This window comes from Bacillus sp. 1021, from assembly GCF_014534735.1.
GTDB classification, from domain to species: Bacteria; Bacillota; Bacilli; order Bacillales; family Bacillaceae; genus Bacillus; species Bacillus siamensis.
On the sequence record NZ_JACVSR010000004.1, the window covers coordinates 361,740 to 384,860 of the forward strand.

The 23,121-nt window shown below is 45.4% G+C and carries 23 protein-coding genes and 1 pseudogene; 11 read left to right on the plus strand and 13 right to left on the minus strand.

The genetic code is table 11. The features are described from left to right. The first annotated feature begins 32 nt into the window (after nucleotides 1-32). From ICW23_RS16335 to ICW23_RS16350, 4 genes are all read left to right on the plus strand, one after another. Nucleotides 33-641, plus strand: coding sequence for a class I SAM-dependent methyltransferase (locus tag ICW23_RS16335; RefSeq protein ID WP_016937114.1), 609 nt, complete (start codon nucleotides 33-35; stop codon nucleotides 639-641). Then, nucleotides 613-1,299, plus strand: coding sequence for a response regulator transcription factor (locus ICW23_RS16340; RefSeq protein ID WP_016937113.1), 687 nt, complete (start codon nucleotides 613-615; stop codon nucleotides 1,297-1,299). Before ICW23_RS16335 ends, ICW23_RS16340 begins: the two co-directional genes overlap by 29 nt. Beyond that, a complete protein-coding gene (locus ICW23_RS16345; protein WP_064778153.1) occupies nucleotides 1,296-2,369 on the plus strand; it encodes a sensor histidine kinase in 1,074 nt (357 codons plus the stop codon). Before ICW23_RS16340 ends, ICW23_RS16345 begins: the two co-directional genes overlap by 4 nt. 119 nt (nucleotides 2,370-2,488) lie before the next feature. Further along, nucleotides 2,489-3,124 (plus strand): TVP38/TMEM64 family protein, encoded by a 636-nt coding sequence (locus ICW23_RS16350; protein WP_316936483.1) that lies wholly within the window; start codon nucleotides 2,489-2,491, stop codon nucleotides 3,122-3,124. A gap of 92 nt (nucleotides 3,125-3,216) precedes the next feature. Here ICW23_RS16350 and ICW23_RS16355 read toward each other — a convergent pair. Then, a pseudogene (locus ICW23_RS16355) lies at nucleotides 3,217-4,407 on the minus strand (MFS transporter). A 248-nt stretch (nucleotides 4,408-4,655) separates the two neighbouring features. Here ICW23_RS16355 and ICW23_RS16360 point away from each other — a divergent pair. Then, nucleotides 4,656-5,234 (plus strand): TetR/AcrR family transcriptional regulator, encoded by a 579-nt coding sequence (locus tag ICW23_RS16360; RefSeq protein ID WP_029575260.1) that lies wholly within the window; start codon nucleotides 4,656-4,658, stop codon nucleotides 5,232-5,234. A gap of 179 nt (nucleotides 5,235-5,413) precedes the next feature. On the opposite strand, the gene ICW23_RS16365 is transcribed toward ICW23_RS16360, so the two are convergent. The 5 genes from ICW23_RS16365 to ICW23_RS16385 are packed head-to-tail and all read right to left on the minus strand — an operon-like array spanning nucleotide 5,414 to nucleotide 7,730. Next, the gene (locus ICW23_RS16365) at nucleotides 5,414-5,713 is read right to left on the minus strand and encodes a spore coat protein (RefSeq protein WP_016937108.1); all 300 of its coding nucleotides are present in this window, start codon (nucleotides 5,711-5,713) and stop codon (nucleotides 5,414-5,416) included. Between the two features lie 14 nt (nucleotides 5,714-5,727). Next, on the minus strand, nucleotides 5,728-5,925 hold the full coding sequence (locus ICW23_RS16370) for a hypothetical protein (protein WP_016937107.1): 198 nt from the start codon (nucleotides 5,923-5,925) through the stop codon (nucleotides 5,728-5,730). A gap of 18 nt (nucleotides 5,926-5,943) precedes the next feature. Continuing rightward, nucleotides 5,944-7,080: a zinc-dependent alcohol dehydrogenase gene (locus ICW23_RS16375; protein ID WP_188154799.1), complete on the minus strand. Its 1,137-nt coding sequence runs from the start codon at nucleotides 7,078-7,080 to the stop codon at nucleotides 5,944-5,946. 18 nt (nucleotides 7,081-7,098) lie between these two features. Next, complete coding sequence (locus tag ICW23_RS16380; protein WP_016937105.1) at nucleotides 7,099-7,467, minus strand: spore coat protein; 369 nt, start codon at nucleotides 7,465-7,467, stop codon at nucleotides 7,099-7,101. A 17-nt stretch (nucleotides 7,468-7,484) separates the two neighbouring features. Continuing rightward, nucleotides 7,485-7,730, minus strand: a complete 246-nt coding sequence (locus tag ICW23_RS16385) for a hypothetical protein (protein WP_016937104.1) — start codon at nucleotides 7,728-7,730, stop codon at nucleotides 7,485-7,487. A 382-nt stretch (nucleotides 7,731-8,112) separates the two neighbouring features. Between ICW23_RS16385 and ICW23_RS16390 the strand changes: the two genes are divergently transcribed. The 3 genes from ICW23_RS16390 (at nucleotide 8,113) to ICW23_RS16400 (ending at nucleotide 12,210) form a co-directional block, all read left to right on the plus strand. Continuing rightward, on the plus strand, nucleotides 8,113-9,330 hold the full coding sequence (locus ICW23_RS16390; protein ID WP_316936484.1) for a sensor histidine kinase: 1,218 nt from the start codon (nucleotides 8,113-8,115) through the stop codon (nucleotides 9,328-9,330). Continuing rightward, the gene (ydfI, locus tag ICW23_RS16395) at nucleotides 9,323-9,958 is read left to right on the plus strand and encodes a two-component system response regulator YdfI (RefSeq protein WP_188154800.1); all 636 of its coding nucleotides are present in this window, start codon (nucleotides 9,323-9,325) and stop codon (nucleotides 9,956-9,958) included. Before ICW23_RS16390 ends, ydfI begins: the two co-directional genes overlap by 8 nt. A gap of 98 nt (nucleotides 9,959-10,056) precedes the next feature. After that, on the plus strand, nucleotides 10,057-12,210 hold the full coding sequence (locus ICW23_RS16400) for an MMPL family transporter (RefSeq protein ID WP_188154801.1): 2,154 nt from the start codon (nucleotides 10,057-10,059) through the stop codon (nucleotides 12,208-12,210). A 33-nt stretch (nucleotides 12,211-12,243) separates the two neighbouring features. Here the strand turns inward: ICW23_RS16400 and ICW23_RS16405 are convergent, their stop codons facing one another. The 4 genes from ICW23_RS16405 to ICW23_RS16420 form a co-directional block, all read right to left on the minus strand. Beyond that, nucleotides 12,244-12,966, minus strand: coding sequence for a gamma-glutamyl-gamma-aminobutyrate hydrolase family protein (locus ICW23_RS16405; RefSeq protein ID WP_016937100.1), 723 nt, complete (start codon nucleotides 12,964-12,966; stop codon nucleotides 12,244-12,246). A 141-nt stretch (nucleotides 12,967-13,107) separates the two neighbouring features. Then, a complete protein-coding gene (abc-f, locus tag ICW23_RS16410; RefSeq protein ID WP_188154802.1) occupies nucleotides 13,108-14,736 on the minus strand; it encodes a ribosomal protection-like ABC-F family protein in 1,629 nt (542 codons plus the stop codon). Between the two features lie 275 nt (nucleotides 14,737-15,011). Further along, complete coding sequence (locus tag ICW23_RS16415) at nucleotides 15,012-15,539, minus strand: GNAT family N-acetyltransferase (RefSeq protein ID WP_099744147.1); 528 nt, start codon at nucleotides 15,537-15,539, stop codon at nucleotides 15,012-15,014. Between the two features lie 113 nt (nucleotides 15,540-15,652). Then, the gene (locus ICW23_RS16420; protein WP_003156057.1) at nucleotides 15,653-16,510 is read right to left on the minus strand and encodes a YitT family protein; all 858 of its coding nucleotides are present in this window, start codon (nucleotides 16,508-16,510) and stop codon (nucleotides 15,653-15,655) included. A gap of 301 nt (nucleotides 16,511-16,811) precedes the next feature. Here ICW23_RS16420 and ICW23_RS16425 point away from each other — a divergent pair, with 301 nt between their 5' ends. Both ICW23_RS16425 and ICW23_RS16430 read left to right on the plus strand, forming a co-directional pair. Further along, entirely contained in the window at nucleotides 16,812-17,924 is a 1,113-nt protein-coding gene (locus tag ICW23_RS16425) for a glycerol dehydrogenase (RefSeq protein WP_064778145.1), read from the plus strand. A 155-nt stretch (nucleotides 17,925-18,079) separates the two neighbouring features. Then, on the plus strand, nucleotides 18,080-19,297 hold the full coding sequence (locus tag ICW23_RS16430; protein WP_016937097.1) for a Bcr/CflA family efflux MFS transporter: 1,218 nt from the start codon (nucleotides 18,080-18,082) through the stop codon (nucleotides 19,295-19,297). 22 nt (nucleotides 19,298-19,319) lie between these two features. Here ICW23_RS16430 and fabF read toward each other — a convergent pair whose 3' ends face one another. Further along, nucleotides 19,320-20,555, minus strand: a complete 1,236-nt coding sequence (gene fabF, locus ICW23_RS16435) for a beta-ketoacyl-ACP synthase II (protein WP_016937096.1) — start codon at nucleotides 20,553-20,555, stop codon at nucleotides 19,320-19,322. A 108-nt stretch (nucleotides 20,556-20,663) separates the two neighbouring features. Here fabF and ICW23_RS16440 point away from each other — a divergent pair, with 108 nt between their 5' ends. Beyond that, a complete protein-coding gene (locus tag ICW23_RS16440) occupies nucleotides 20,664-21,503 on the plus strand; it encodes a helix-turn-helix transcriptional regulator (RefSeq protein WP_016937095.1) in 840 nt (279 codons plus the stop codon). A 39-nt stretch (nucleotides 21,504-21,542) separates the two neighbouring features. Here the strand turns inward: ICW23_RS16440 and ICW23_RS16445 are convergent, their stop codons facing one another. Next, complete coding sequence (locus ICW23_RS16445) at nucleotides 21,543-22,286, minus strand: sulfite exporter TauE/SafE family protein (protein ID WP_016937094.1); 744 nt, start codon at nucleotides 22,284-22,286, stop codon at nucleotides 21,543-21,545. A 145-nt stretch (nucleotides 22,287-22,431) separates the two neighbouring features. Continuing rightward, a complete protein-coding gene (gene bltD, locus ICW23_RS16450) occupies nucleotides 22,432-22,902 on the minus strand; it encodes a spermine/spermidine acetyltransferase (protein ID WP_188154803.1) in 471 nt (156 codons plus the stop codon). Nucleotides 22,903-23,121 lie beyond the last annotated feature (219 nt).

Consider the following 23,121-nt stretch of genomic DNA (forward strand, 5'->3'; position numbering starts at 1 on the left):
TTATAAATTCAAAACAAATGGAGAGATTAAAGATGAAACGTCTGTTATTTTTATTTCAATATATTATGAATCCCAGATCTGTTGGCGCCGTTCTGCCCAGCTCGCGTTTTCTTGCTGAGAAGATGATGGGAAAAATTGATTTTCATAAAGCTGAATACATTGTTGAATACGGGCCCGGTACGGGAGTATTTACAAAAAAGCTGCTTGAAAAACGGCAACCCGGGACAATAATCTTATTGATAGAACAAAATGAAGAATTTTATGCTTTGCTGAAAGAACAATATAAAGATGAACAGAACCTATTCATTGTGCACGGATCAGCCGAACATATTGAGAGGCATATAAAAGAGCATGGAATCCCTTATGCCGACTATGTCGTTTCCGGACTTCCTTTTGCAAGCCTGCCAAAAAATGTTTCTGAAGATATTTTGACGGATACAGCTAAAATCTTAAGAAATCATGGAGAATTTATCACATTCCAATATACTCAATATAAGAAGGCATTGATTGAGCAATTCTTTCCCAAAACAGAAGTAAGGAGAGAATTCAGGAATATTCCGCCGGCTTATGTTTTCAGCTGTTCATTGCCGCCAAAAACGAGGGAGGATTCATATGGGGACAAGCATTCTTATCGTGGATGATGACAAAGATATCCGAAATCTTATTTCTGTATATTTGGAAAATGAAGGAATAAGCACGCGCAAGGCGGAAGATGCTGCTGAAGCCTTGAAATTATTGGAGCAAAAGGAGTTTGACCTGATTATTTTGGATATTATGATGCCCAATATGGATGGGATTGAGGCATGCATGAAGATCAGACAAGAACGAAATCTGCCCATCATCATGCTGTCCGCCAAATCAGAAGATATGGATAAAATTCAAGGGCTGGCTTCCGGTGCAGATGACTATTTAACGAAACCGTTTAATCCGTTGGAATTGATCGCCAGAGTGAAATCTCAGCTGAGAAGGTATAAAAAATACAATACAGATGCGGTCAGCACGGCAAACGTTATTGAAATCGGTGATTTGACCGTTAATACGGATACAAGGCAGGTGTGGGTGCGGGGAGAAGAAGTCAGGCTCACTCCGAAAGAGTTTGATATTCTGGAGCTTCTTTCGAGAAACAAAGGAATTGTCATGAGTGTTGAAAAAATATATGAGGCGGTATGGAAGGAAGACTTTTTTAAGTCGGACAATACTGTAATGGTCCACATCACAAAGATCAGAGACAAGATAGAAGAGGATTCTAAACATCCGATTTATATCAAAACGGTATGGGGAACGGGATATAAAATATGAGGAAGTTTGGAAATAAGCTGATTGTCAGGCTTCTGGTCGCGATCGCTATTAGTTATCTTGTTGCATTCGGTGTATTGATTCTTGTTATATTATCTATTTCATATTTGGATAAAATATACCATTTGACAAATATGAGCGTAGGCGGCGCCTATTTTAAGATATTGCTTCAGTTTACTGCAACTATTTTGACCTTTATTGTGGTTTTTTGGTTATTGATACGAAAAAAAATAGGATATTTGAAGCTCATTACTGAGAGTGTTCACCATATTGCCAATGGAAATTTGGGCTTGACCATTAGGATGGAGAGTAGGGATGAATTGACTCAGCTTGCACAACATATCAATTATATGTCCGAAGAATTAGAGAGTAAATTTGAACATGAAAGACAATTGGAACGAGTGAAAAGTGAGCTGATCTCAAATGTATCGCACGATTTAAGAACCCCGTTAACATCGATTATCGGATATTTGGATCTGCTTAAAAAAGAACAATACAATAGTAAAGCACAATTTCAGGAATACCTTGAAACGATTTATTCCAAATCACAAAGACTGAAATATTTGATAGATGAACTGTTTGAATATACGCATTTATCGAGTCCGGATGTTATTTTGAACCGCAGCAAAACAGACTTGTCTGCTTTATTGGAACAAATCGTCGGAGAGTACTTTCCTATGTTTGAAAAGGAACAATTAACTGTCCGAAAATCAATTACGGAAGAACATGTACCTGTATGTATTGATATAGAAAAGATGGTTCGCGTTTATGATAATCTTTTTATGAATGCGTTAAAGTACAGTATCAAACCTTCTGAATTCTTCATAAACCTTGAGCTGAAAGATGAAAAAGCGATTTTGCAAGTATCAAACAAGGCCGAAAATGTTCCGGCTGACGATATAAATCAATTGTTTGAACGGTTTTTCAGAGGGGATAAGGCCAGGACGGGTCATCATGGCACCGGGCTCGGACTTGCCATTTCAAAAAGAATTGTTGAGCTTCACAGCGGCCGTATTCATGCGGATTACAGCGGCGGCTGGCTTCGTTTTACTGTTGAACACCAGATTGATTAGAGCTTGCGGCACAAACATTCCATAAGCTTTTTTTTAGAATAACTTAAGAATCCTTAAGAATTTTACCGGCTGTTTCTTCATTTTCTTTGCTTATGATGTGATGGAAAGCGAGGAGAGCGGTGAAATTGAAAAATAAAATTGTTTTATTATGTATATGGTTTTTAGGCATTTATTGTTTGAAGGAACTGGACTTGCTGTCATTTGATATGAATGATGTAACGGATTTTATATCAGGGCATGCGGAATACGCGATGCTGCTGTTTTTGGCTTTGTGGGTCGTCAGGCTTCTCTTTTTTATTCCCGGCATGACGCTGATGTTTTTGGGCGGAATATGCTTTGATCCGATGGTCAGCATTTTATTATCATTGGCCGGTCTGTTTATAAGCGAAACATTGGTTTATCTTTTTTCGAGGAAATTCGCCAGCGAAAAAACGACTCAATTACTGGAAGATAAATATCCTGATTTGAAAGTGTTATTGGAGGCGTACAATTATAAGTTTTTGGCATTGGGGATGCTTTGCCCGGCAGCTCCTACGGATGTGATTTGTTTTTTATCCGCTGCAGCCGGGTTAAAGTATTCTGTCTACATGTTAACTGTATTGCTTTCAAATATTCCTGTGATCGTATTGTCCAGCTTTGTTGTTATCAATTTCAGTGAGTCTTTTGCAGGCATTGCACTTATTATTGTTTCATTTATATTGATTACGGTCTTAACGGTGAGAATATGGAACCGCATGAAGCAAAATTTTTCATGAATCCGTATTTTTTGTTCGGAAGGATTTAAAGAAGAATACACCCAAAAAAAGCTGTCAGCTTGGTCACTGACGGCTTATTTTGGGTGAAAGGCTTATTTCTCCGTGGTGAAATAAAGCAATGCTATGACCGGAAAAGCGATTCCAATCCATAATGTGATACTTCACCCGCCTGAAGCGTATGCCCATCCTCCGATTGATGAACCTGCAGCACCGCCCAGAAAGAAGATTGCCATGAATAAACCGTTTAATCGACTGCGAAATTCAGGCGCCAACGAAAAAATGGCACGCTGACTGAGTACGAGATTGGCGGATACACCCACATCTAACAGGATAGCTGCGGCCACCAGAACTGCTATTCCGACGGGGGAGCTGCTCTGAATCATGAGCGGGAGTAATAAAGAAACGATGACAGCACCAAGAGCGATTCCGGTGGCAAGCCGGGTCAGGCCGCGATCAGCCAGACGGCCGCCTATCGGTGCAGCGGCTGCCCCCGCAATGCCCGCCAGTGCGTATAGCGCGATTGCCTTCTGAGAAAAATGAAAAGCAGGACCGGACAATAATAAAGGTACAGTCGTCCAGAACAAGCTGAAAGCTCCAAATACAAACGCATGATAAATGGCGCGGCGGCGTAAGACCGGAGTCGTGCGCAGCAGCTTCCACATTGAACCGAGTAAGACGGTATAGCGTGTGTTTGCTGTTGGTTTTCTGGCAGGAAGCACTTTTGCTAAGACGATTGCCAGGACAACACTTAACGCGGCGGAGAAAGCAAATATGGCATTCCACCCCCATATATCAGCGACCAGACTGGATATCGGGCGGGAAAGCATAATACCGAGCAATAGGCCGCTCATCACATTGCCGACAACCCGGCCGCGTGCGGCGTCCGGTGCAAGGTAGGATGCGAACGGAACAAGCACTTGGGCTGCGATCGATCCCAATCCGATGAAAAACGCAGCGGCTAAAAACAGTGTTCCATGCTTCACACATGCTGTCAGTGTCAAAGCGGCTGCGCTTAGAAGGAGCGATACCACGACTAGTTTTTTGTTTTCGATAATATCTCCCAAAGGGACGAGAAACAGTAAGCCGGCAACGTATCCGATCTGGGTCAGCGTGACAATCAATCCGGCACTGCTTGGAGAAAGCCCAATTGCCGCACTGATGAATCCTGCCAAGGGCTGTGCATAATAAAGATTAGCGACAATGATGCCGCATGCAGCTGCAAGAAGAAGGGTTAAACCAGTTGAGACCCCCTGATCTGCTTTTTGTTTGTTTAATGTAGCCATGTGAATGAACTCCTTTTTAATGATTTTATGATGCTTGATAAATATTTTGCTGATTCCTCTCCTCTCCATAGATTTTTAATGCTAAGGTTTAGCGGAGTGTTGAGCATTTACTAAACTGGACGTTCAGTTTTGTTTATAAGTGAATGATATACTAAACGTTCAGTTTTGTAAATGGGTTTCTGTTTTATTTTTTTATCATGTTAAGTATACTGAACGTATCGTTTATATTTCGGGAAGGAATGATGTATGTGCAGAGTAAACGAGGGCGGCCGCGTGATGAAGGAACACATAAGGCGATTCTTTCTGCGGCCTATGACCTCTTGCTGGAAAAAGGCTTTGATGCGGTGACAGTCGATAAAATTGCAGAGCGCGCAAAAGTGAGTAAAGCAACGATTTATAAATGGTGGGCAAACAAAGCTGCCGTTATCATGGACAGCTTTCTTTCGACCGCTACGGAAAGACTGCCTGTGCCTGATACGGGATCAACAGTACACGATGTATCGATCCACGCCGCGAATTTAGCAAGGTTTTTGACAAGCCGGGAAGGAACCGTGATTAAGGAATTAATAGGTGCTGGGCAGCTGGATGCCAAATTGGCAGAAGAATATCGCACACGATTTTTCCGGCCCCGCCGCCTCCAAGCGAAAGGCCTTCTGGAAAAGGGAATTCAGAAAGGTGAATTGAGAGAGGATCTTGATATTGAAGTAAGTATTGATCTCATTTACGGACCGATTTTCTATCGGCTGCTTGTAACAGGGGACGAGGTCAATGATGCCTATGTGCATGATTTGGTGATGAATGCGTTTAAGGGAGTTCAAGCTACCTGAATAAAGCGGAAAATAATGAAAAGGCAGAACAAGGTTATTGTTCTGCCTTTTCTGCTTTATTAGAGAACCGCCGGGCGGCTGCCACGCACGCGATATTCGCGGGGGTATCGTTGCCTGGGCGCTGTAAAGGCAGTTCTCAGTTTGACATACTGAAGCTGCTGTCTCAGCAGCAAAACGATTTATAGGACGGGCAGGCGGAGCGCCGTATCAATATTTTGTAAATTAAACCGGACTTGTTCATCTGTGTTCCACGGATGATACCAGCCTTTTTCCATCATATAGCGTGAGATTTGCTCATGCATGTCGATGGCTTCTTCTAAGTGACGGGTGAGGATCGCTTTCACTTCAGGCGTTCCGGCTTCCGTCGCCGCCATCGCATAGTTTCTGACTCCGCTTTTTGCCGAATTCAATAAATCCATAGCGACAATTTGGTCTGTCAGTGCATCCATCCCCGTCAGGTATTCCATAATCGGATTCATTCGTTATTCATCTCCTATTCATGCTTTGCATCAGATAAAATCGAGGCAAACTCCTGCAATTGCCTTGTTGATGTATCCGTATCCTGCTGCATGATTTCTTTCAGCTGCGGATCGGATACGAGCGCTTTCATGGTTTTGGATTTCGTCAGACAAAGTGACTTAAAAGAAGCCATCTCCTGAATTTCGAGTAATTCATGTAAGGCGCTGGCCATTTCTGTAGCCTCCGTTCTCTAAGGTTTGAGTACAACTTTAATACAATCATCTGTTTTCGTGTCAAACATCTCATAGCCGTGCTTCGCTTCACTAAGCGGAATGACATGGCTTACAACATCGCCCGGATCAATTTTGCCGGTTGACACCAGTTCAAACATATACGGCATATAATGGATAACCGGAGCTTGTCCTGATCGGATATTGACGTTTCGCTGCATGATATCGCCAAGAGGAAACCCGTTATATCTGCCGCCGTACACACCCGTAATCTGGATCGTTCCGCCTTTGCGCACAGCTTGGGAGGCAATGACTAAAGCGCTCATCGCCCCGCCTTGAAGTTTTAATCCGCTGGCGAGGAACTCCAGGTCCGTCATTTTTCCGTCCATGCCGACGGCGTCAATGACCACATCAGCGCCGCCTTTGGTGATTTCCTTCAGGTAGCTGCCCGTATTTTCGTGGTCTTCGAAGTTCACGATTTCCACTTTATTCGTCCGTTTCGCATGCTGGAGACGGTAGTTGACATAGTCTACAGCTATTACGCGTTTCGCTCCCTTTAACCAGCAGAATTTTTGAGCGAAGAGACCCACAGGCCCGCAGCCGAGAACGATGACCGTATCGCCTGCTTTTACGCCGGCATTGTCAACGCTCCAAAAGCCGGTTGTCATTGCATCGGCAATAACACTCAATTTCTCATCCGGTTCTTCGCATGTTTCGGGGACTTTAAAATGAGTAAAGTTCGCAAAAGGGACGCGTAAATATTCGGCCTGGCCGCCCGGATAGCCGCCGGTACTCCCTGAATAGCCGAAATAAGCGCCCATATCGCCGTTATCATTTGATTGATCACATTGGCTTTCCAGGTGATTTTTACAATAAGTGCATTCTCCGCAGGCGATATTAAAAGGAATAATGACACGGTCCCCTTTTTTGACTTTCGTCACGCCGGGGCCGACTTCTTCCACGATGCCCATCGGTTCATGCCCGATGATGTAGTCTTCCTGCAAGTTCGGGATGAGTCCGTGGATTAAATGTAAATCTGACCCGCAAATTGCCGTACTTGTGACTTTTATAATCATGTCATCGTGTTTTTCAATCTTCGGATCAGGCACGTCTTTGACGACGACGTTTTTAACTCCTTGATACGTTACGGCCTTCATGCTGTAATACCTCCAGTGTTAGTGTTCATCAGGTGTGCGGTCAAACATCCCTTTTCTGTTCGTTTCAACGGGAAACAGATTCATGTTTCCGACCATGAGGGTATTTTTCGCAGAGAGCTGATCCAGTTTATACTGTTCGCTCAGATCATGCGGGTGAAACCACTTTTTGCTGACCATCAAGTCTGTAATTTCCTGATGCATCGCGATTCCTTGCATGAGCTGTTTGCGCAGCAAAGCTCTTACATCAGGTGAAGCGGTTTCTGTTAAAGCGACGGCGGTATTTCTGACGCCTTCTTTTGCCCGTAAAAGAAAATCCATTGCGAATGTCGTATCTGCGAGTTCAGGGACGTGTAATGAATTGATTGGATCTAAATAGTCATGATTCAATGATGCTTACCTTCCTTTCAATTGATGATCGAAGTCGGCCGGTTTTGAGGAACAGGAGCCTGAAAAGATGCACGTTCATAAACCGCCTGTAAATCAGCCAGGTCTTGAGAGGCTTGCTGAACATCTTTCTCCATTAACGTTTTCAGGTCCTGATCAAACACAAGCCCTTGCATGAGCTTGGACTTCGCTACACAAAGCGTCTTGAAGTTAATCATTTCATGTAAGTCAAGCGACTCGTGAGCCGCTAATTCACGCTTTTCCATAATTATCTTTAAACCTCCTCTTCTCAATTACGTAATTAATTTCCCCTGAGAAAAGGACTTTATTCTTGCACATTTTGTTTATAAAAAAAGCAGAGAAGAAGTCTGGGGGCCCATCAAAAAAGAGGAAGCATACCCCTCCTGTAACGATATACCTAATATGGTAAACGAGTCCAAATGAGATGCTTTTTAAAGCGGCAGAAGCCTCTGTGCTGATAACAAACAGAACGCTGTCCAGGGCAACGAACCTGGTTCCGGCTGGCTGTTTTTTCTTTCACCCGTCATGCAGGACAGAAGGGGAAGGTGAGAGGCAGGCACTTATGGTATGATGACAAATAGAATAAAATCTCGTGAGGCCGGTCGGCTAAAAGGAAGTGGACAGAGATTGTTTGGTACAAAACATCAAGAAGACTATTTCTCCCGTGACAGACGCTCATTGCATATGCTTGCGTTTCGGGTGCCCGGTCTGGCATTTATTTTTATGGTATATGCCGCATCAGTCTCTTTGCAGTACATTTATGAAAGCTGGACGGTTTTTTTGCTGCTGTTATTTACGATATTGATCGTCACTTTTGCCGTGCTGCACTGGCATTCCTATCGCTGGGTCAAGAGAAAAACGTTTCTTTATTTCATCATACAGGGATTAATCATATATACATCGGCTAACTTGATGGCCGGCGGCTATATCGCGGTGGTCGTCGGTCTCTATGCCTTTTTAATCGGGCAGATTATCGGAATGACGGATAAGGGCAAAACGCTGCTCATACTCTATCTTTTCATTTTAATGTCCATAACAGCCTTGCACGAGGAGCATCCGCATCATCTGCTTCGTTTCATCGTTATCGCCGCTCCCATTATGATTGTGATTATTACGTATGCGGCAACGTTTTTCGCGCAAGTGGATGAAAAAATAAAAACACAGATGACGCTTGAAAAATTAGAGCTCGCTCACCGGCAAGTGAAACAGCTGACGCTTCAAAACGAAAGGCAGCGGATGGCGAGAGACTTGCACGATACGCTTGCCCAAGGATTGGTCAGCTTGCATATGCAGCTTGAAGCGGTGCAAGTTCATCTTTCGAAAGATAACACTGACAGAGCGAAAGACATCATCAGCCAGTCAATGAAAAGAGTGAAGGGCACATTGGCTGATGCGCGCTCGGCCATTGACAACCTTCGCAGCAAATCAGAAGAGATCGGATTTTTAGAAGAAAGCATCACTGAACAAATCAATCATTTTACAGAAGCCTCCGGGCTGTCTTGTTTTTTAGAGTACAGCGTGCATCATGTGCTTGACGTTCATATGGCGGAGAACTGCCATTATATGATCGGAGAAGGCCTGACAAACGCCGCCAAGCATGCGGAAGCAGATAACGTCTGGGTATCCGTCCGGGAAGAAGAGGGACAGATCCGCATAACCGTCAAAGATGACGGGAAAGGCTTTGATGCCGGAACGGAAATGAGAAAAAGCGGACATTACGGGCTGCTTGGGATACAAGAACGTGTCAATATGATGAACGGCACCTGCCGTATCACAAGCACCAGATCAGCGGGAACTCAAATTGAGATCATCATACCAATTCAAGGAGAGGCGGAACATGTATAAAGTGTTAATAGCAGATGACCATCTTGTCGTCAGAGAAGGTCTGAAGCTTTTGATAGAAACAAATGACCATTACACCATAACGGGAGAAGCGGAAAACGGGAAAACCGCCGTCCGCCTCGCAGAGGAACTAAAGCCCGATGTCATTCTCATGGATCTGTACATGCCGGAAATGAGCGGGCTGGAAGCCATTAAACAGATAAAAGAGCATTCTGATGTGCCGATCATTATTTTGACGACCTATAATGAAGATCACCTGATGATAGAAGGCATTGAATCAGGCGCAAACGGTTATCTGCTGAAAGACACAAGCTCAGAAACCTTATTTCATACGATGGATGCGGCAGTCAGGGGAGAAGTGCTTCTGCAGCCGGACATCTTGCAGCGTTTCCGGAAAATGAAAATGGAACGGGCAATTGCCAATGAAACACAGCTGACGGAAAAGGAAATCACAGTTCTGGAAGCCGTGGCGAAAGGATATAAAAGCAAAGCAATTGCCTTCGATTTAGGAATCTCAGAGCGGACGGTAAAAGCGAGATTAACATCGATTTATAACAAATTAGGAGCGGATTCGCGGACTGAAGCCGTCACCATTGCCATGCAAAAAGGTATTCTGAAACTGAATATATAATAAAAAACTGCCCAAACGTACATGCCCCTATGTACGTTTTTTTTATGTGAATGTGAACTACAATTAGGCAGAAAGTAATGATTGGAGAGGAGTATTCGATGTCTGGATTTTTATATAAATTAGGGGGATGGTCTGCCCGCAACCGATTAAAAATGATCAGTGCGTGGCTTGTGATACTGATCGCTTCGGCTGTGATCGCCATCTCGTTAAAACCTGCTTTTTCTGAGGATATGTCAATACCCGACACACCTTCTGAAAAGGCAATGGATATGATTCAAAAAGAATTTTCAAAGGGGCCTGATAAAGGAAGCATACGTGTTATTTTCGGTGCTGAAGATGGGAAAAAACTGACTTCAAAATCGGAAAAACAAGCGATCGAAGATACTTTAAAGAAGATCAAAACAGATCATTCAGTCGCTTCAATTGCAAGTCCTTTTGAGACAGGAACCATTTCTAAAGACGGATCAGTGGCATATGCCGATGTTACGTACAAAAAAGCGGCGGATGACATTACGGATGCGTCTGTTTCACATATTAAACACAGTCTGTCCGCCGCCGGAGGCAAGGGCCTGCAGACGGAGCTCAGCGGTGATGTGCCGGGGGCCGGTGTTGAAGTCGGCGGTGTATCAGAAATTATCGGCATTGTGCTGGCATTCGTCGTACTGGCTATTACATTTGGTTCATTAGTCATAGCGGGGCTGCCGATTGTCACGGCCCTGATTGGGTTAGGCGTAAGCGTCGCGCTGACGTTAATTGGGACACAGTTCTTTACGATAGCCTCGGTCAGTCTTTCATTATCCGGAATGATCGGACTGGCCGTCGGGATTGATTATGCGCTGTTTATCTTTACGAAGCATCGTCAGTTTTTGGGCGAAGGTGTACAAAAAAATGAATCGATCGCTAAAGCTGCGGGAACGGCTGGCAGCGCCGTCGTTTTTGCCGGACTGACTGTGATCGTGGCGCTTTGCGGATTAACTGTTGTCGGCATTCCGTTCATGTCTGCGATGGGGCTGACTGCGGCACTCAGTGTGCTGATGGCTGTATTGGCTTCTGTTACGCTGGTGCCTGCGGTGTTATCAATTTCAGGAAAAAGGATGATTCCGAAATCAAATAAGAAGAAAGAAAAGAAAAGTGCCGACACGAATGCCTGGGGACGCTTCGTTACAAGGAGGCCTATTCTGTTAAGCATTTTCAGCATTATTCTTTTAGCCGTCATCAGTCTGCCGGCCATGCATTTAGAGCTGGGGCTGCCTGATGCAGGAATGAAAGCGAAAGACAGTCCGGATCGCCGTGCCTATGATCTTTTATCTAAAGGATTCGGCGAAGGCTTTAACGGCAAGCTGACAATTGTTGCCGATGCAAAAGATGTCAAGGGCAATAAAAATGAAGCATTCCAAGACGCCGTGAAAGAAATAAAGGACTTGCACAATGTGGCGAGCGTCACACCTGCCATGCCGAATCAAAAAGGGGATTATGCCATCATTACGGCAGTGCCTGAAACCGGGCCGAATGATAAGGCAACGAAAGAGTTAGTGCAGGATATACGGAAACGATCAGACAAAAACGGCATCCGCCTGCTCGTCACCGGGTCAACAGCGGTGAATATTGATATTTCAGACCGGTTAAACGATGCGATTCCGGAATTCGCCATTCTTATTGTCGGGTTTGCGTTTGTATTGCTGACCGTTGTTTTCCGTTCTCTTCTCGTGCCGCTTGCCGCCGTCGTCGGCTTTTTGCTGACGATGACCGCTACACTCGGATTATCGGTATTCGTCCTGCAGGATGGGAATTTTACCGGCTTGCTGAGCATTCCGGAAAAAGGCCCGATTCTCGCCTTCCTGCCTATTTTGGCGATCGGTATTCTTTTCGGACTGGCGATGGATTATCAAGTATTCCTTGTCAGCAGAATGAGAGAAGAATATGTCAAAACAAAAAATCCGGTACAAGCCATCCATGCCGGATTGAAACATAGTGGGCCTGTCGTAACAGCGGCGGGACTGATCATGATTTTCGTCTTTGCGGGATTCATCTTCGCAGGGGACTCTACGATCAAATCCATGGGATTGGCAATGACATTCGGTGTTCTTTTCGATGCGTTCATTGTAAGAATGACCATCATTCCGAGTGTCATGAAGCTGATGGGACATGCGGCCTGGTACTTGCCGAAGTGGCTGGATAAGATCATTCCGAACGTGGATATCGAAGGCCATAAGCTGACACAAAGCAAAACGCCGGAGAAACCGGAAGAATAAAATGAAAAAGCAGATCATAATGATCTGCTTTTTTTATGTGCTGACCGCATCCATAAAAAGAGAAAAAAGCTTTTTCATATCTTCATGTTTTTTTGTCAGCATTTCAGGATGCCATTGCACGCCGACGACAAATAATTCACCCGTCCGTTCAATCGCTTCAATGGCCCCGTCTTTCGCATAAGCCGCGGCTTTAAACGATGGCGCTGTCTCTTTTATGATTTGGTGATGGAACGAGTTCACAAGCGTTGAATCGCCAAACAAGGAATGAAGACGGGTTCCTTTTTCAAAAGAAACATGATGGGTTCTTAAGGGGGGATCTTTTTCTTGATCGTGCTTAATTTCAGCAAACGAAGCGTGTGTCAGATCCTGGTATAAAGTCCCCCCGAAAGTGACGTTTAATATATGCATCCCCCGGCAGATTGCCAGTATCGGCTTCTCCAAAGCAACCGCCGTTTGGATCAGCTCCTTCTCGTAGGCGTCCCGGTCAGGAAAGGTCTTTCTTAAAGCCTGTAAAGGTTCTTCACCGTACATCAGCGGGTCTATATCCTGGCCGCCGGACAGAATAATGCCGTCAACATGAGAGACCTGTTCCTTTAAAAGCTCAGTTTCTTGAATTACCGGCAATATAAACGGCACACCGCCGGCCTCGGCAGCAGACTGAATATAATCATTGTTGACATACGCCCGATTATAACCCGGGAAAGGACCGGATTGATCAGCCATAATGTTTCCCGTAATACCAATGCGCTTGGCCATTCTTCGTTCACCTGAACCTTTCTTTCTGAGCCTGTTCATAACAAATCTGAACGTAGGTTGTACAAATCAGTTTGAAATTATTCTCTTTATACGTAAGCTTTCTAAAACAAAACCCGTGACAACAATCACGGGTCTTTACATTCATTTCAATTTCTTGATCTCTTCCGTCAGCTCTTTGAATTTTTGGTCAAGCTCACGATATTGTTTATCAGCCGGAGTCATGAAGCTGAGCTTTCCGAGGACTTCCTGCCGTTCGGTTTCAAGCTTTAACCGCAGCTCTTCAATATCATCTCTGGCGGCGGGGGATTCTTTCCATTTTTTTTGAACGCTGCCGTTCGTGATATCAAGCCGGATGTCTGTCGTCTTTTCGAGAAAGTAGCGATCGTGCGATACGATGATGAGCGTACCGTCGTATTGAGCCAATGTGTCTTCAAGCTGCTCGCGTGACGGCAGGTCAAGGTGGTTTGTCGGTTCATCCAGAATCAGCACATCTTTCTCCTCCAGAATAAACGCCATCAGCTTGCATTTGACCCGCTCTCCCATGCTCATCTTGCCGATGGGTTCCGTCCATTGCGCTGCGGTAAATCCTAAATGTTTCATGAGAGATTGAACATTTCCCCTTGCTTCGAACGTTTCTTTGTGAAAAAGCTGTTCGGGGGTTTTATCAAGCGGGAGGTCGAATACTTCCTGCGTTAAATATCCGACGTTTGCAGACGGAGATATCCATATGCTTCCCTGCGCTTTTTCCTGACCGAGGATGACCTTCAATAATGTTGTTTTCCCGCTCCCGTTCGGGCCTGTAATGGCAATCTTTTCGCCGTGCATAACAGTGAAATTTACGTTTTTGAACAGCGTTCGGCCGTCATACGATTTTGTGAGATCACGTACTTCTAAAAAACGCTTTCCCGCTTTTTTGCGGTGCTCAATGGAAAAACGGACTTCATACTCCGCCTCCACCGGTTCTGCTTTCGCTTTTTCAAGCTCTTTTTCAAGGCGCTTCCGTTTTGATTTAATCTGGGCGTCCGTGCGTTTTGCTTTTACGCGATGGTATTCTTTAAAGCCTTCTAATTTCGTTGATTGGGCATGGGCTTTTGCTGACCAGGCGCTCAGCTCGTTCATTTGAGCTTCAATCCGTCTGATCATATGCTGCTGATTCTCATATTCCCGCTGCTGTGTCAGTCTTCTCTGTTTGCGGACCTCCATATAGCTTGAATAATTCCCTTTATGTTCAATGAGTTTCTTTCCTTCGATCGACCAGATTTTTGTCGCCGCCGCATCCAAAAATGCACGGTCATGTGATACGAAAATAATGGTGCCCTTATAGTTCTTGATCTGATTAAGCAATATGTCTAAACTTTGCTGATCGAGGTGGTTCGTCGGTTCATCTAATAACAAAAGACCGCTTGAGGAGGAGAATCCTTTGGCAAGCCGGGCTTTCAGTTTTTCTCCGCCGCTTAATTGTGAAAAGGTGCGGGCGGGCACGTTCCATTTTTCTAACAGGGCTGCTTCTGCAGGCTCCGGTTGGCCGGAATCATAAGCTTCCGTTTCTTGTTCCACCATATATATGTTCACATCTTGCATCATCTGAATCTGTCCTTGTGACGGCGCTGTTTTATTGCAGATCATTTGCAGCAATAAAGATTTGCCGGCGCCGTTTTTGCCGATAACGCCGATGATGTCGCCCTGCTGAACGCTTGCGCTGATCTGTTCAAAAAGGGGCACACTGTTGATTTCATAACTGATGCCGCTTAATTTTAATATTTCTTTCATATGTCAATCCCTCGCTTTAAAGGGAGGACAAAAAATCCTCCCAATTGATTTGGAAGGATTAGCCGTACCTGTGCATGATCAAATAAGCTATTTTCACATAGCTTTCGTATCGTATAGAAAATGGGCAGACTAATCCTATTTTTTCTGATTTGAAATATTTGATTTCAAACGGTCAAAATAAGATTAGTTAATCATTGTCCACCCATCGTCCCTTCGTATTTGTTACAAACAGTGTAGCACACACTTACCTGTAAGAGCAAAGGGTGTTCGCCTTTTTATTCCAGATTCGAGGCTTCCCATTCTTCTTCTAACACCGCATAATAATATTCATCCCACCAGTGATTTTCATGGGGGATGCATTTTTTGAAGAAACCTTCCCGTCTCATTCCGATCTTTTCCATCACCCGGTGCGAAGCCGTATTTTCCGGCTGGCATGTCGCAATGATCCGATGCAATTTCATCTCGTTAAACCCGAATGCCAGCACGGCGCGTGCAGCCTCTGAAGCATATCCTTTGCCCTGATAATCCGGGTGAAATACCCAGCCGATTTCATACGTATGGTCGCCAAAATACTTAAAAAAAGCAATGTGGCCAATGACCGTTTTTTCATTCTTCAATAAAACGGGATACTTTTCAGCATGTTCACCGCTGTTTTCAATAACGAATTTCTTGGCGTCTTCTTCGGAAAAGACGCCTTCCGGTATATACTTCATGACCTCCGGATTTGACGTGTACTCATAAACGTCTTGCCAATCTTCCCGTTCAAATGTCCGGATCACGAGCCTGTCGGTTTTGATCTTCATTTTACATTCTCCCATCCAAAAGGTTTCATCCTAATACTTCGATCGAAAAGATGCAAAAACCTTTGAGCGGGGAAGGGCGATATAAAAAGCCTGCAGCTGTACACTGCAGGCGGTTATTTCTCATTGGCGGCGGCAGGCAGGTTAGTAAAGCCGAATTGCCCTCCGACAGCTTCTTTTACTTCATGAATAACGATAAATGATTTTGGATCAATTTTTTGAACGTGTTTTTTGATTTTCAGCAATTCGTTCTTTTTAATGACGACATAGATAATACGCTTGTCTTTGCTGCCGTAATACCCGTATCCGTAAAAAATCGTCGCCGCATTGCCGTATTCGGACGTGATGGCTTTGGCGATCTCTTCGTATTGGTCAGACATAATGGTGAGAGCTTTTTTATTATGGAAACCCTCAATGACAATATCGACGATTTTGGCACACAGATAAACGAATATAAACGTATACAGCATATGATTGATGCCGATCGCTAAAACGGACGCGAAAATAATGACGCAATCCATATAAAACATGCTTTTGGAGATGTTAAAGCCCTTTGTATAATTCAATAAATAAGCCAAAAGCGTGGTTCCGCCGGTAGATCCGTCAGCGATAAAGATCAATGCCAGCCCCGCTCCCATCAGCAGAGCGCCGAATACAATCCCGAGCACCATGTCGTGCACGCCGAATGGAATAAAGCTGACGATACTGAGAAAAACAGAAGTCATTCCCGTGCCGAGTATCGTATATAAAATTGTCTTTTTCGTTAAAAATTTATAAGCCAGCCCGATAAAAATCAAATTTACAACCAGAGTTGTAATGCTTGCAGGTATATGGAAAAGATAATATAAAACGAGAGCGATTCCCACGGTGCTGCCGTCCCCCAGATGATTCGGGATGACGAAAAATTCCACGGATGCCGCGATAAGAAAGGCTCCGGCCATAATCATCAGTATATCCTTGCAAATATTCTTCATGTGCAAACCTCCTCCGCAGTCAAAAATATATACAAAACAAAAACGCCTCAAAAATTATCCAGCAGAACTAAATAATTTTTAAGACGAATCATTCACAATCTCGTTTGTTCATTCAGTAAAGAATGATCAGCTTCAATATCGAAGATTATATAGACACCTTCACATCTTGTCAATGACGTAAAAATTGAATTTTCTATTGTATATATGAGGTTTGAATGAAATAAAAACAAGGAATTATATCAGAAGAGTTTTTACTTCTAATCTATTGATTAGAGAAATGGAATAAAGCAACAAAGAAGGGATGAGAACATTGGAACGAATTTTTATCAGTCCGGCTAAATATGTGCAGGGAAAAAACGCAATTGAAACGATCGGCGGACACCTTGAGGGCGTTGGTGAAAAAGCCATCGTCATTGCAGACAAAACCGTATGGGATATCGCGGGTCACAAAGTGACGGCTGAATTAAAGAAAAGCAGCATTTCGGCTGAAGAGGCGGTTTTCAACGGGGAAGCCTCCCAAGAAGAAATGAAAAGAATTGCGGGCATCGCAGAGAAAGCGGGCGCGTCCATTGTAATCGGAGTCGGCGGCGGTAAAACGCTTGATACGGCCAAAGCGGTATCAGATGAAATAAACGGCTACACTGTTATCGTGCCGACGGCCGCTTCGACGGATGCCCCGACAAGCGGGCTGTCTGTCGTGTATTCTGAACAAGGCGCGTTTGAAAATTATCGTTTCTACCATAAGAATCCTGATCTGGTTCTGGTCGATACGAAAATCGTCGCAGAAGCTCCGCCGCGCTTTTTAGCATCAGGGATTGCCGATGCGATGGCGACGTGGATAGAGGCGCGCAGTGTCATCGCCAGCGGCGGAAAAACGATGGCAGGCGGAATTCCCACAATCGCCGGAGAGGCTATCGCGGAAAAATGTGAGGAAGTTCTGTTCAAATACGGCCGTCTCGCTTATGAGTCTGTAAAAGCGAAAGCCGTTACGCCCGCATTGGAAGCGGTGGTTGAAGCCAATACACTTCTGAGCGGACTGGGATTTGAAAGCGGCGGCTTGGCTGCGGCGCATGCCATTCACAACGGCTTCACCGCGCTTGAAGGAGAAATTCATCACTTAACCCACGGTGAAAAAGTGGCATTCGGCACGCTCGTTCAGCTGGCGCTGGAAAAACGTTCACTTGAAGAAATTGAGCGGTATATTGCGTTTTATATCAGCTTGGGGCTGCCTGTCACACTTGAAGACATCAAATTAAAAGACGCTTCGAAAGAGGATATTATGAAAGTGGCAGAAGCCGCGACGATTGAGGAAGAAACGATTCATGCCGCTTTTGATGTGACGGCTGATGACGTGGCGGATGCTATCATAGCGGCCGACCAATACGCAAAAGCGTTTAAAGAAAAGCATGCGTAAACATTTTCATCGCGCGATTTGAAACCAAGGGCTGTGACGGCTCTTGGTTTTTTTATGTCTTCTTGCCCTGCTTGAAAACTTTTAAAAATAAAGAAAAAATTATGATACAATATACAAATGTTTTGAGAGACTAACAAAGGAAAGGTGGGAACGATATGCTGCATAATCCGACCGGCAAGGAGCGGCTTGCGCTGGCTTTTCTTCTCGGCATGCTTGCGATACTGGGGCCGCTGAATATAGATATGTATCTGCCGAGTTTCCCTGAAATCGCTGAAGATTTAAGCGCCCGCGCATCACTTGTCCAGCTCAGTTTAACCGCATGTCTGATCGGACTGACAATTGGACAGGTTGTTGTCGGCCCGTTAAGTGACGCGAAGGGAAGAAGAAAACCGTTATTACTATGTATTTTTTTATTTGCTTTGTTTTCTCTGTTTTGCGCGCTTGCACCGAACATTACAACATTAGTGATTGCCCGTTTTCTTCAAGGATTCACCGCTTCGGCGGGGCTCGTTCTGTCCCGTGCGATCGTCAGAGATGTGTTTACGGGAAGAGAGCTTTCTAAGTTTTTCTCGCTGCTGATGGTCATTACCGCCGTCGCGCCGATGGTGGCGCCGATGACGGGAGGCGCGATTTTACTGCTCCCGTTTGCATCATGGCATACGATTTTTCTCTTTTTAACCGTTATCGGGTTTTTGCTTGTTCTCATCATTGCGCTCAAGCTGACAGAAACCCTCCCGCCGGAAAAGCGGATTCCGAGTTCCATCGGAAATTCCGTGCGGACAATGGGAAGCCTGCTGAAAGACCGGTCATTTATCGGCTATGCGCTGACGGTCGGCTTTATTCACGGCGGGAGCTTTGCGTATGTTTCCGGGACGCCTTTTGTGTATCAGGATATTTACGGAGTCTCGCCGCAGGTATTCAGTATTTTATTCGGCATAAACGGTCTGGCGATCATTTCCGGAAGTTTTATCATCGGGCGTTTCGGCGGAATTATTCATGAAAAAAGCCTGCTGAGAATCGGCGTGATTACAGCGATGACGGCGACTGCCGTTCTGCTCGTCATGACGATCATTCACGGGCCGCTGGCGGCACTGGTGATTTCAATTTTTATTTATATGATTACGATCGGCATGACGCTGACAAGCACCTTTACATTGGCGATGGAAAAGCAGGGACACCGCGCGGGAAGCGCAAGCGCACTGCTCGGCATGCTTCCGCTTCTTCTCGGTTCCATCGTGTCGCCGCTTGTCGGAATGAATGAAGCGACAGCCGTCCCGATGGGGGCGATTATGTTTACGACATCCGTTATCGGTTCCATCGCTTTTTTCACCTTAACAACTAAACCGGAGAAAGCAAAAAAAGGAGTGAAATGATTCACTCCTTTTTTTGTTCCCGTTATTCATATGTCTTGAGCACGATCGCTGAATTATGCCCGCCAAAGCCGAATGAGTTGGAAAGGCCGATCGTTAACGATTGATGTCGCGGACCGTCTGATACATAGTCCAAATCACACGCCGAATCAGAGTTTTGCAGATTGATTGTCGGCGGGATGATGCCGTGTCTCAAGCTTTCTGTCAGAGCGATGGCTTCAACTCCGCCTGCCGCGCCAAGCATGTGGCCGAGCATTGATTTGTTTGCCGTGACCGGAATGTCATAGGCAAGCTCCCCGAATAATTTCTTGATGGCCAATGTTTCAGAGAGATCTCCGGCTTTTGTGCTTGTCGCATGGGCGCTTACGATATCAATGTCTTCCGCTGAAACGTTCGCCTTCTTCAAAGCGTTTTTCATCGCCAGGTAAGCGCCCGTTCCTTCCGGATGAGAGGCTACCATATGATAGGCATCCGAGCTCGCGCCGTAGCCGAGCACCTCACAGAGGATAGGGGCGTTTCGGCTGATTGCGCTATCCAATGATTCTAATACTAAGATGCCTGCGCCTTCACTCATGACAAATCCATCACGATCCGCGTCAAACGGCCGGCTTGCCGCGGCGGGATCTTCGTTTCTTGCTGAAAGGGCATGGGCATTGCCGAAGCTGGCCAGTGACAGATTGGTAATCGCCGCCTCCGCGCCCCCGGCAAACATGATATCCGCGTCATCATTCCGAATGGCGTTGAATGCTTCCCCGATCGACGTATTGCCGATGGAACACGCGGTCACAGGAGAAAGTGAGGGGCCGAGCGCGCCTAATCTGATGCTGATTTGAGCGGCGGCCGCATTTGAGATCATCATGGGGACAAGGCTCGGGCTCACTTTTCGTGCTCCCCGTTCATTTAAAGTATGAACATTCTCAATCAAAGTCGTGATGCCGCCGATTCCGGAGCCGACGTACACGCCGAGGCGTTCACGGTCAATCTGATCGAGCTGAATTCCGGAGCTTTCCAGCGCCTGTTCCGCTGCCGCTAAAGCAAACTGGCTGAAACGGTCAAGCCGTCTCGCTTCTTTTCTGCCCCATCTTTCTTCTGCGTCAAAATCGCGGACGGTGCCGGCTATTTTTGTCTTGGAGCCGGAGACATCAAAAGAATCTATGAAAGAAATTCCCGATTTTCCTTCCGTCAGGTGTTTCCAAAATGTATTTACATCATTGCCGAGAGGTGAAATCACTCCCATTCCGGTGATTACAACTCTTTTCATGGTCATTCCTCCTTCGGTATGTATTTATTGTAACTCGCAATTATCCTATTACAAGTTGTTGTTTATCCTAGTATAATGAATACCAGGGTAGGAGAGGAGAGATTCGGAATGATACCAGAAGGAAGACTCCAGGCTCTTTCAGAGTTTTTAAAAACGCAGCGGGCTAAAATTTCTCCGCAGATGGCCGGCCTGCCGACGGGTACGCGAAGAAGAACGCCGGGACTCAGAAGAGAAGAGGTCGCGCAATTAGCCGGCGTAAGCACCACGTGGTATACGTGGCTGGAGCAGGGCAGAGACATTAAAGTGTCGGCAGGTGTATTGGACGCCGTTTCCGATGCGTTGCAGCTGAATAAAGATGAAAGAAATTATTTGTACGCGCTTGCCATTGATGAGGGCGTGAAACAGCCGTTTACCGCAGAGGAAGAAGCGGTCATCAGCCCGTCCCTTTCAAAAATTTTGCAGGAACTCCGTTATTGTCCCACCATTATCTCGGACAGGCGGTGTCATATCGTAGGGTGGAACCAGGCGGCGGCTCACGTGTTTTTAGATTTTGAACAAATCCCCCCCGAAAAACGGAATCTCATTGAGCTATTGTTTTCAAGAAAAGAATTAAGAAGTCTAGCCGTGAACTGGGAGCACTTTGTGAAAGGTTTCATTGCCATTTTCAGAACGTATTACGGCCAATATGTAGCGGATACGTGGTATTCTCAGTTTATAGAAGAAATGGAGAAGACATATTCAGAGTTTCATACGTTGTGGAATGAGAGCGAAGTCAGCTCGGCTCCCGAAGTATTAATTGAGTTCCGCCACGCGAAGGCGGGAAAAATGGTCTTTAATCTGACTTCTTTTCAGGTTCAGGGCAACAGTGACCTGCGCTGCAGCGTCTATACGCCGGTAGATCATACCGAAACGGAAGCAAAGCTGAAAAAGCTCTTCGAAAACAGGTGAAAACAGAAAAAAACGGAAGGCCGCTGCCTTCCGTTCAGTTTAAAATAAAAGCATCAGACCGGCGATGGCCGGTGTTAAAAAGATAGCTGATTTCAGAATGACTTTCGGCACGAGATTGGTGAATTTCGCTCCGACATATGCGCCGCACATCGTTCCGATCAGCACTTTGACCAACAGCATATAGTCGACAAACCCTTCCGTCACATAACCGAGACCTCCGCCGACTGCAAGCGGGATAATGACTAGCATGGTTGTGCCGACCGACTGGCGGATGGATAAGCGCAAAAGAATCATTAAGCCGATTTGGATGAAAGGGGCGGAGCCGATGCCGAATGTTCCGGACAAGATTCCTGCGATGATACCGAGAACAACGGCTTTCACCCATATGTTCAGATTGCTTTGCGGTCCGGTGTCCTCTTGTGTTTCTTTTAAAATAAATAACCGGACTAAAATCAATAGAGCAGATAAAAACAGCATGCCCGCCGTCAAGTAATGCAGCAAATCTGCGGGGATAAGAGAAGTAAGTCTGGCCCCGAAAAATGAACCGAATGCCGCAAAAACGCCGACGATGAGACCGATTTTCATCTGAATATTGCCTTCACGGTAGTGGCTGAAAGCCCCGGACAAACTTGTGAAAGCCATTCCGGCTAAGGAAGTGCCCAAAGCCGTGTGAATCGGGACGTGAAAAAGTATGGTTAAAAGTGCAATGACAAAGCCGGCTCCCCCCGCGCCGATAAACCCGAGAATAATCCCGAGCAGAAACATAACGAGTATAATAAGCACAATCTTCTCCTCCATTTAGATGCCTGATGACAATGTTTCGATCCGCTGTACCAGATGTTTAACGATCGACCGTTGTCCGTCGACCGTCGTTCAATATCTTTATGTTACCTCAAATTTAAAGTATTGGCAAGAAGCCGGAATGCTTTTATACAGCGCTCTGAAGCTCTTTGACCATCACTTTTTCCCCGTTTGAGTCCAGCTCTTCATTGAATCTAAAGCCGAATTTTTGATAAAGGCGCAGTGCGTGCACGTTATCTTCAAACAGGCTTAAATAAATCCGTCTGCAATCATATAATTGAGCGAGATAATGGATAAGGGCATCAAGCATCAGTCTGCCCAATCCCCGTCCCTGGTATCGTTCATCAATGAAAAAACGGTCAAGCCACACTCTGCCGTTTTTATTTTCTTCATCATATTCCGGAAACCAGCCGTACATGGCAAAGCCGACCAACTCCCCGTCAACATAAAGGCCGGCCGGCTGATAATGCCGGCAATCCTCAGCATCTTGTAAACACTCTTCCGCGGTTTCAATAAATAAAGCCTGGCTTTCACTTACATGAAGCGCCAGTATATCGGCACGGTTTTCTTCCGTCACTGCTCTGATTTCAATCGTCATCCTTCATACTCCTCTTCCGCTTTTTCTGAAGATCATCCAATGATCATCATAATGGATATGGTTGCCATATCGTCAAGGAGGTATTATGAGCGAAGACGTCAAAAAATACTTCATAACAGTTGAATTCATGTAAAAAAACAAACCCTGTTCCGTCTGCTTTCTCCGGCAGGGGGGAGAACCGGCCCCAGTCTCATCGGCGGAAAAACTGGGGTTTAATGA

Coding starts and splice junctions, on each gene's coding strand:
- ICW23_RS16335 (WP_016937114.1), top strand. CDS start 33: ATGAAACGTCTGTTATTTTTATTTCAATATATTATGAATCCCAGATCT.
- ICW23_RS16340 (WP_016937113.1), top strand. CDS start 613: ATGGGGACAAGCATTCTTATCGTGGATGATGACAAAGATATCCGAAAT.
- ICW23_RS16345 (WP_064778153.1), top strand. CDS start 1,296: ATGAGGAAGTTTGGAAATAAGCTGATTGTCAGGCTTCTGGTCGCGATC.
- ICW23_RS16365 (WP_016937108.1), bottom strand. CDS start 5,713: ATGAATCCGATTATGGAATACCTGACGGGGATGGATGCACTGACAGAC.
- ICW23_RS16370 (WP_016937107.1), bottom strand. CDS start 5,925: ATGGCCAGCGCCTTACATGAATTACTCGAAATTCAGGAGATGGCTTCT.
- ICW23_RS16375 (WP_188154799.1), bottom strand. CDS start 7,080: ATGAAGGCCGTAACGTATCAAGGAGTTAAAAACGTCGTCGTCAAAGAC.
- ICW23_RS16385 (WP_016937104.1), bottom strand. CDS start 7,730: ATGGAAAAGCGTGAATTAGCGGCTCACGAGTCGCTTGACTTACATGAA.
- ydfI (WP_188154800.1), top strand. CDS start 9,323: ATGTATAAAGTGTTAATAGCAGATGACCATCTTGTCGTCAGAGAAGGT.
- ICW23_RS16400 (WP_188154801.1), top strand. CDS start 10,057: ATGTCTGGATTTTTATATAAATTAGGGGGATGGTCTGCCCGCAACCGA.
- ICW23_RS16405 (WP_016937100.1), bottom strand. CDS start 12,966: ATGGCCAAGCGCATTGGTATTACGGGAAACATTATGGCTGATCAATCC.
- abc-f (WP_188154802.1), bottom strand. CDS start 14,736: ATGAAAGAAATATTAAAATTAAGCGGCATCAGTTATGAAATCAACAGT.
- ICW23_RS16415 (WP_099744147.1), bottom strand. CDS start 15,539: ATGAAGATCAAAACCGACAGGCTCGTGATCCGGACATTTGAACGGGAA.
- ICW23_RS16420 (WP_003156057.1), bottom strand. CDS start 16,510: ATGAAGAATATTTGCAAGGATATACTGATGATTATGGCCGGAGCCTTT.
- ICW23_RS16425 (WP_064778145.1), top strand. CDS start 16,812: ATGAGAACATTGGAACGAATTTTTATCAGTCCGGCTAAATATGTGCAG.
- ICW23_RS16430 (WP_016937097.1), top strand. CDS start 18,080: ATGCTGCATAATCCGACCGGCAAGGAGCGGCTTGCGCTGGCTTTTCTT.
- fabF (WP_016937096.1), bottom strand. CDS start 20,555: ATGAAAAGAGTTGTAATCACCGGAATGGGAGTGATTTCACCTCTCGGC.
- ICW23_RS16440 (WP_016937095.1), top strand. CDS start 20,664: ATGATACCAGAAGGAAGACTCCAGGCTCTTTCAGAGTTTTTAAAAACG.
- bltD (WP_188154803.1), bottom strand. CDS start 22,902: ATGACGATTGAAATCAGAGCAGTGACGGAAGAAAACCGTGCCGATATA.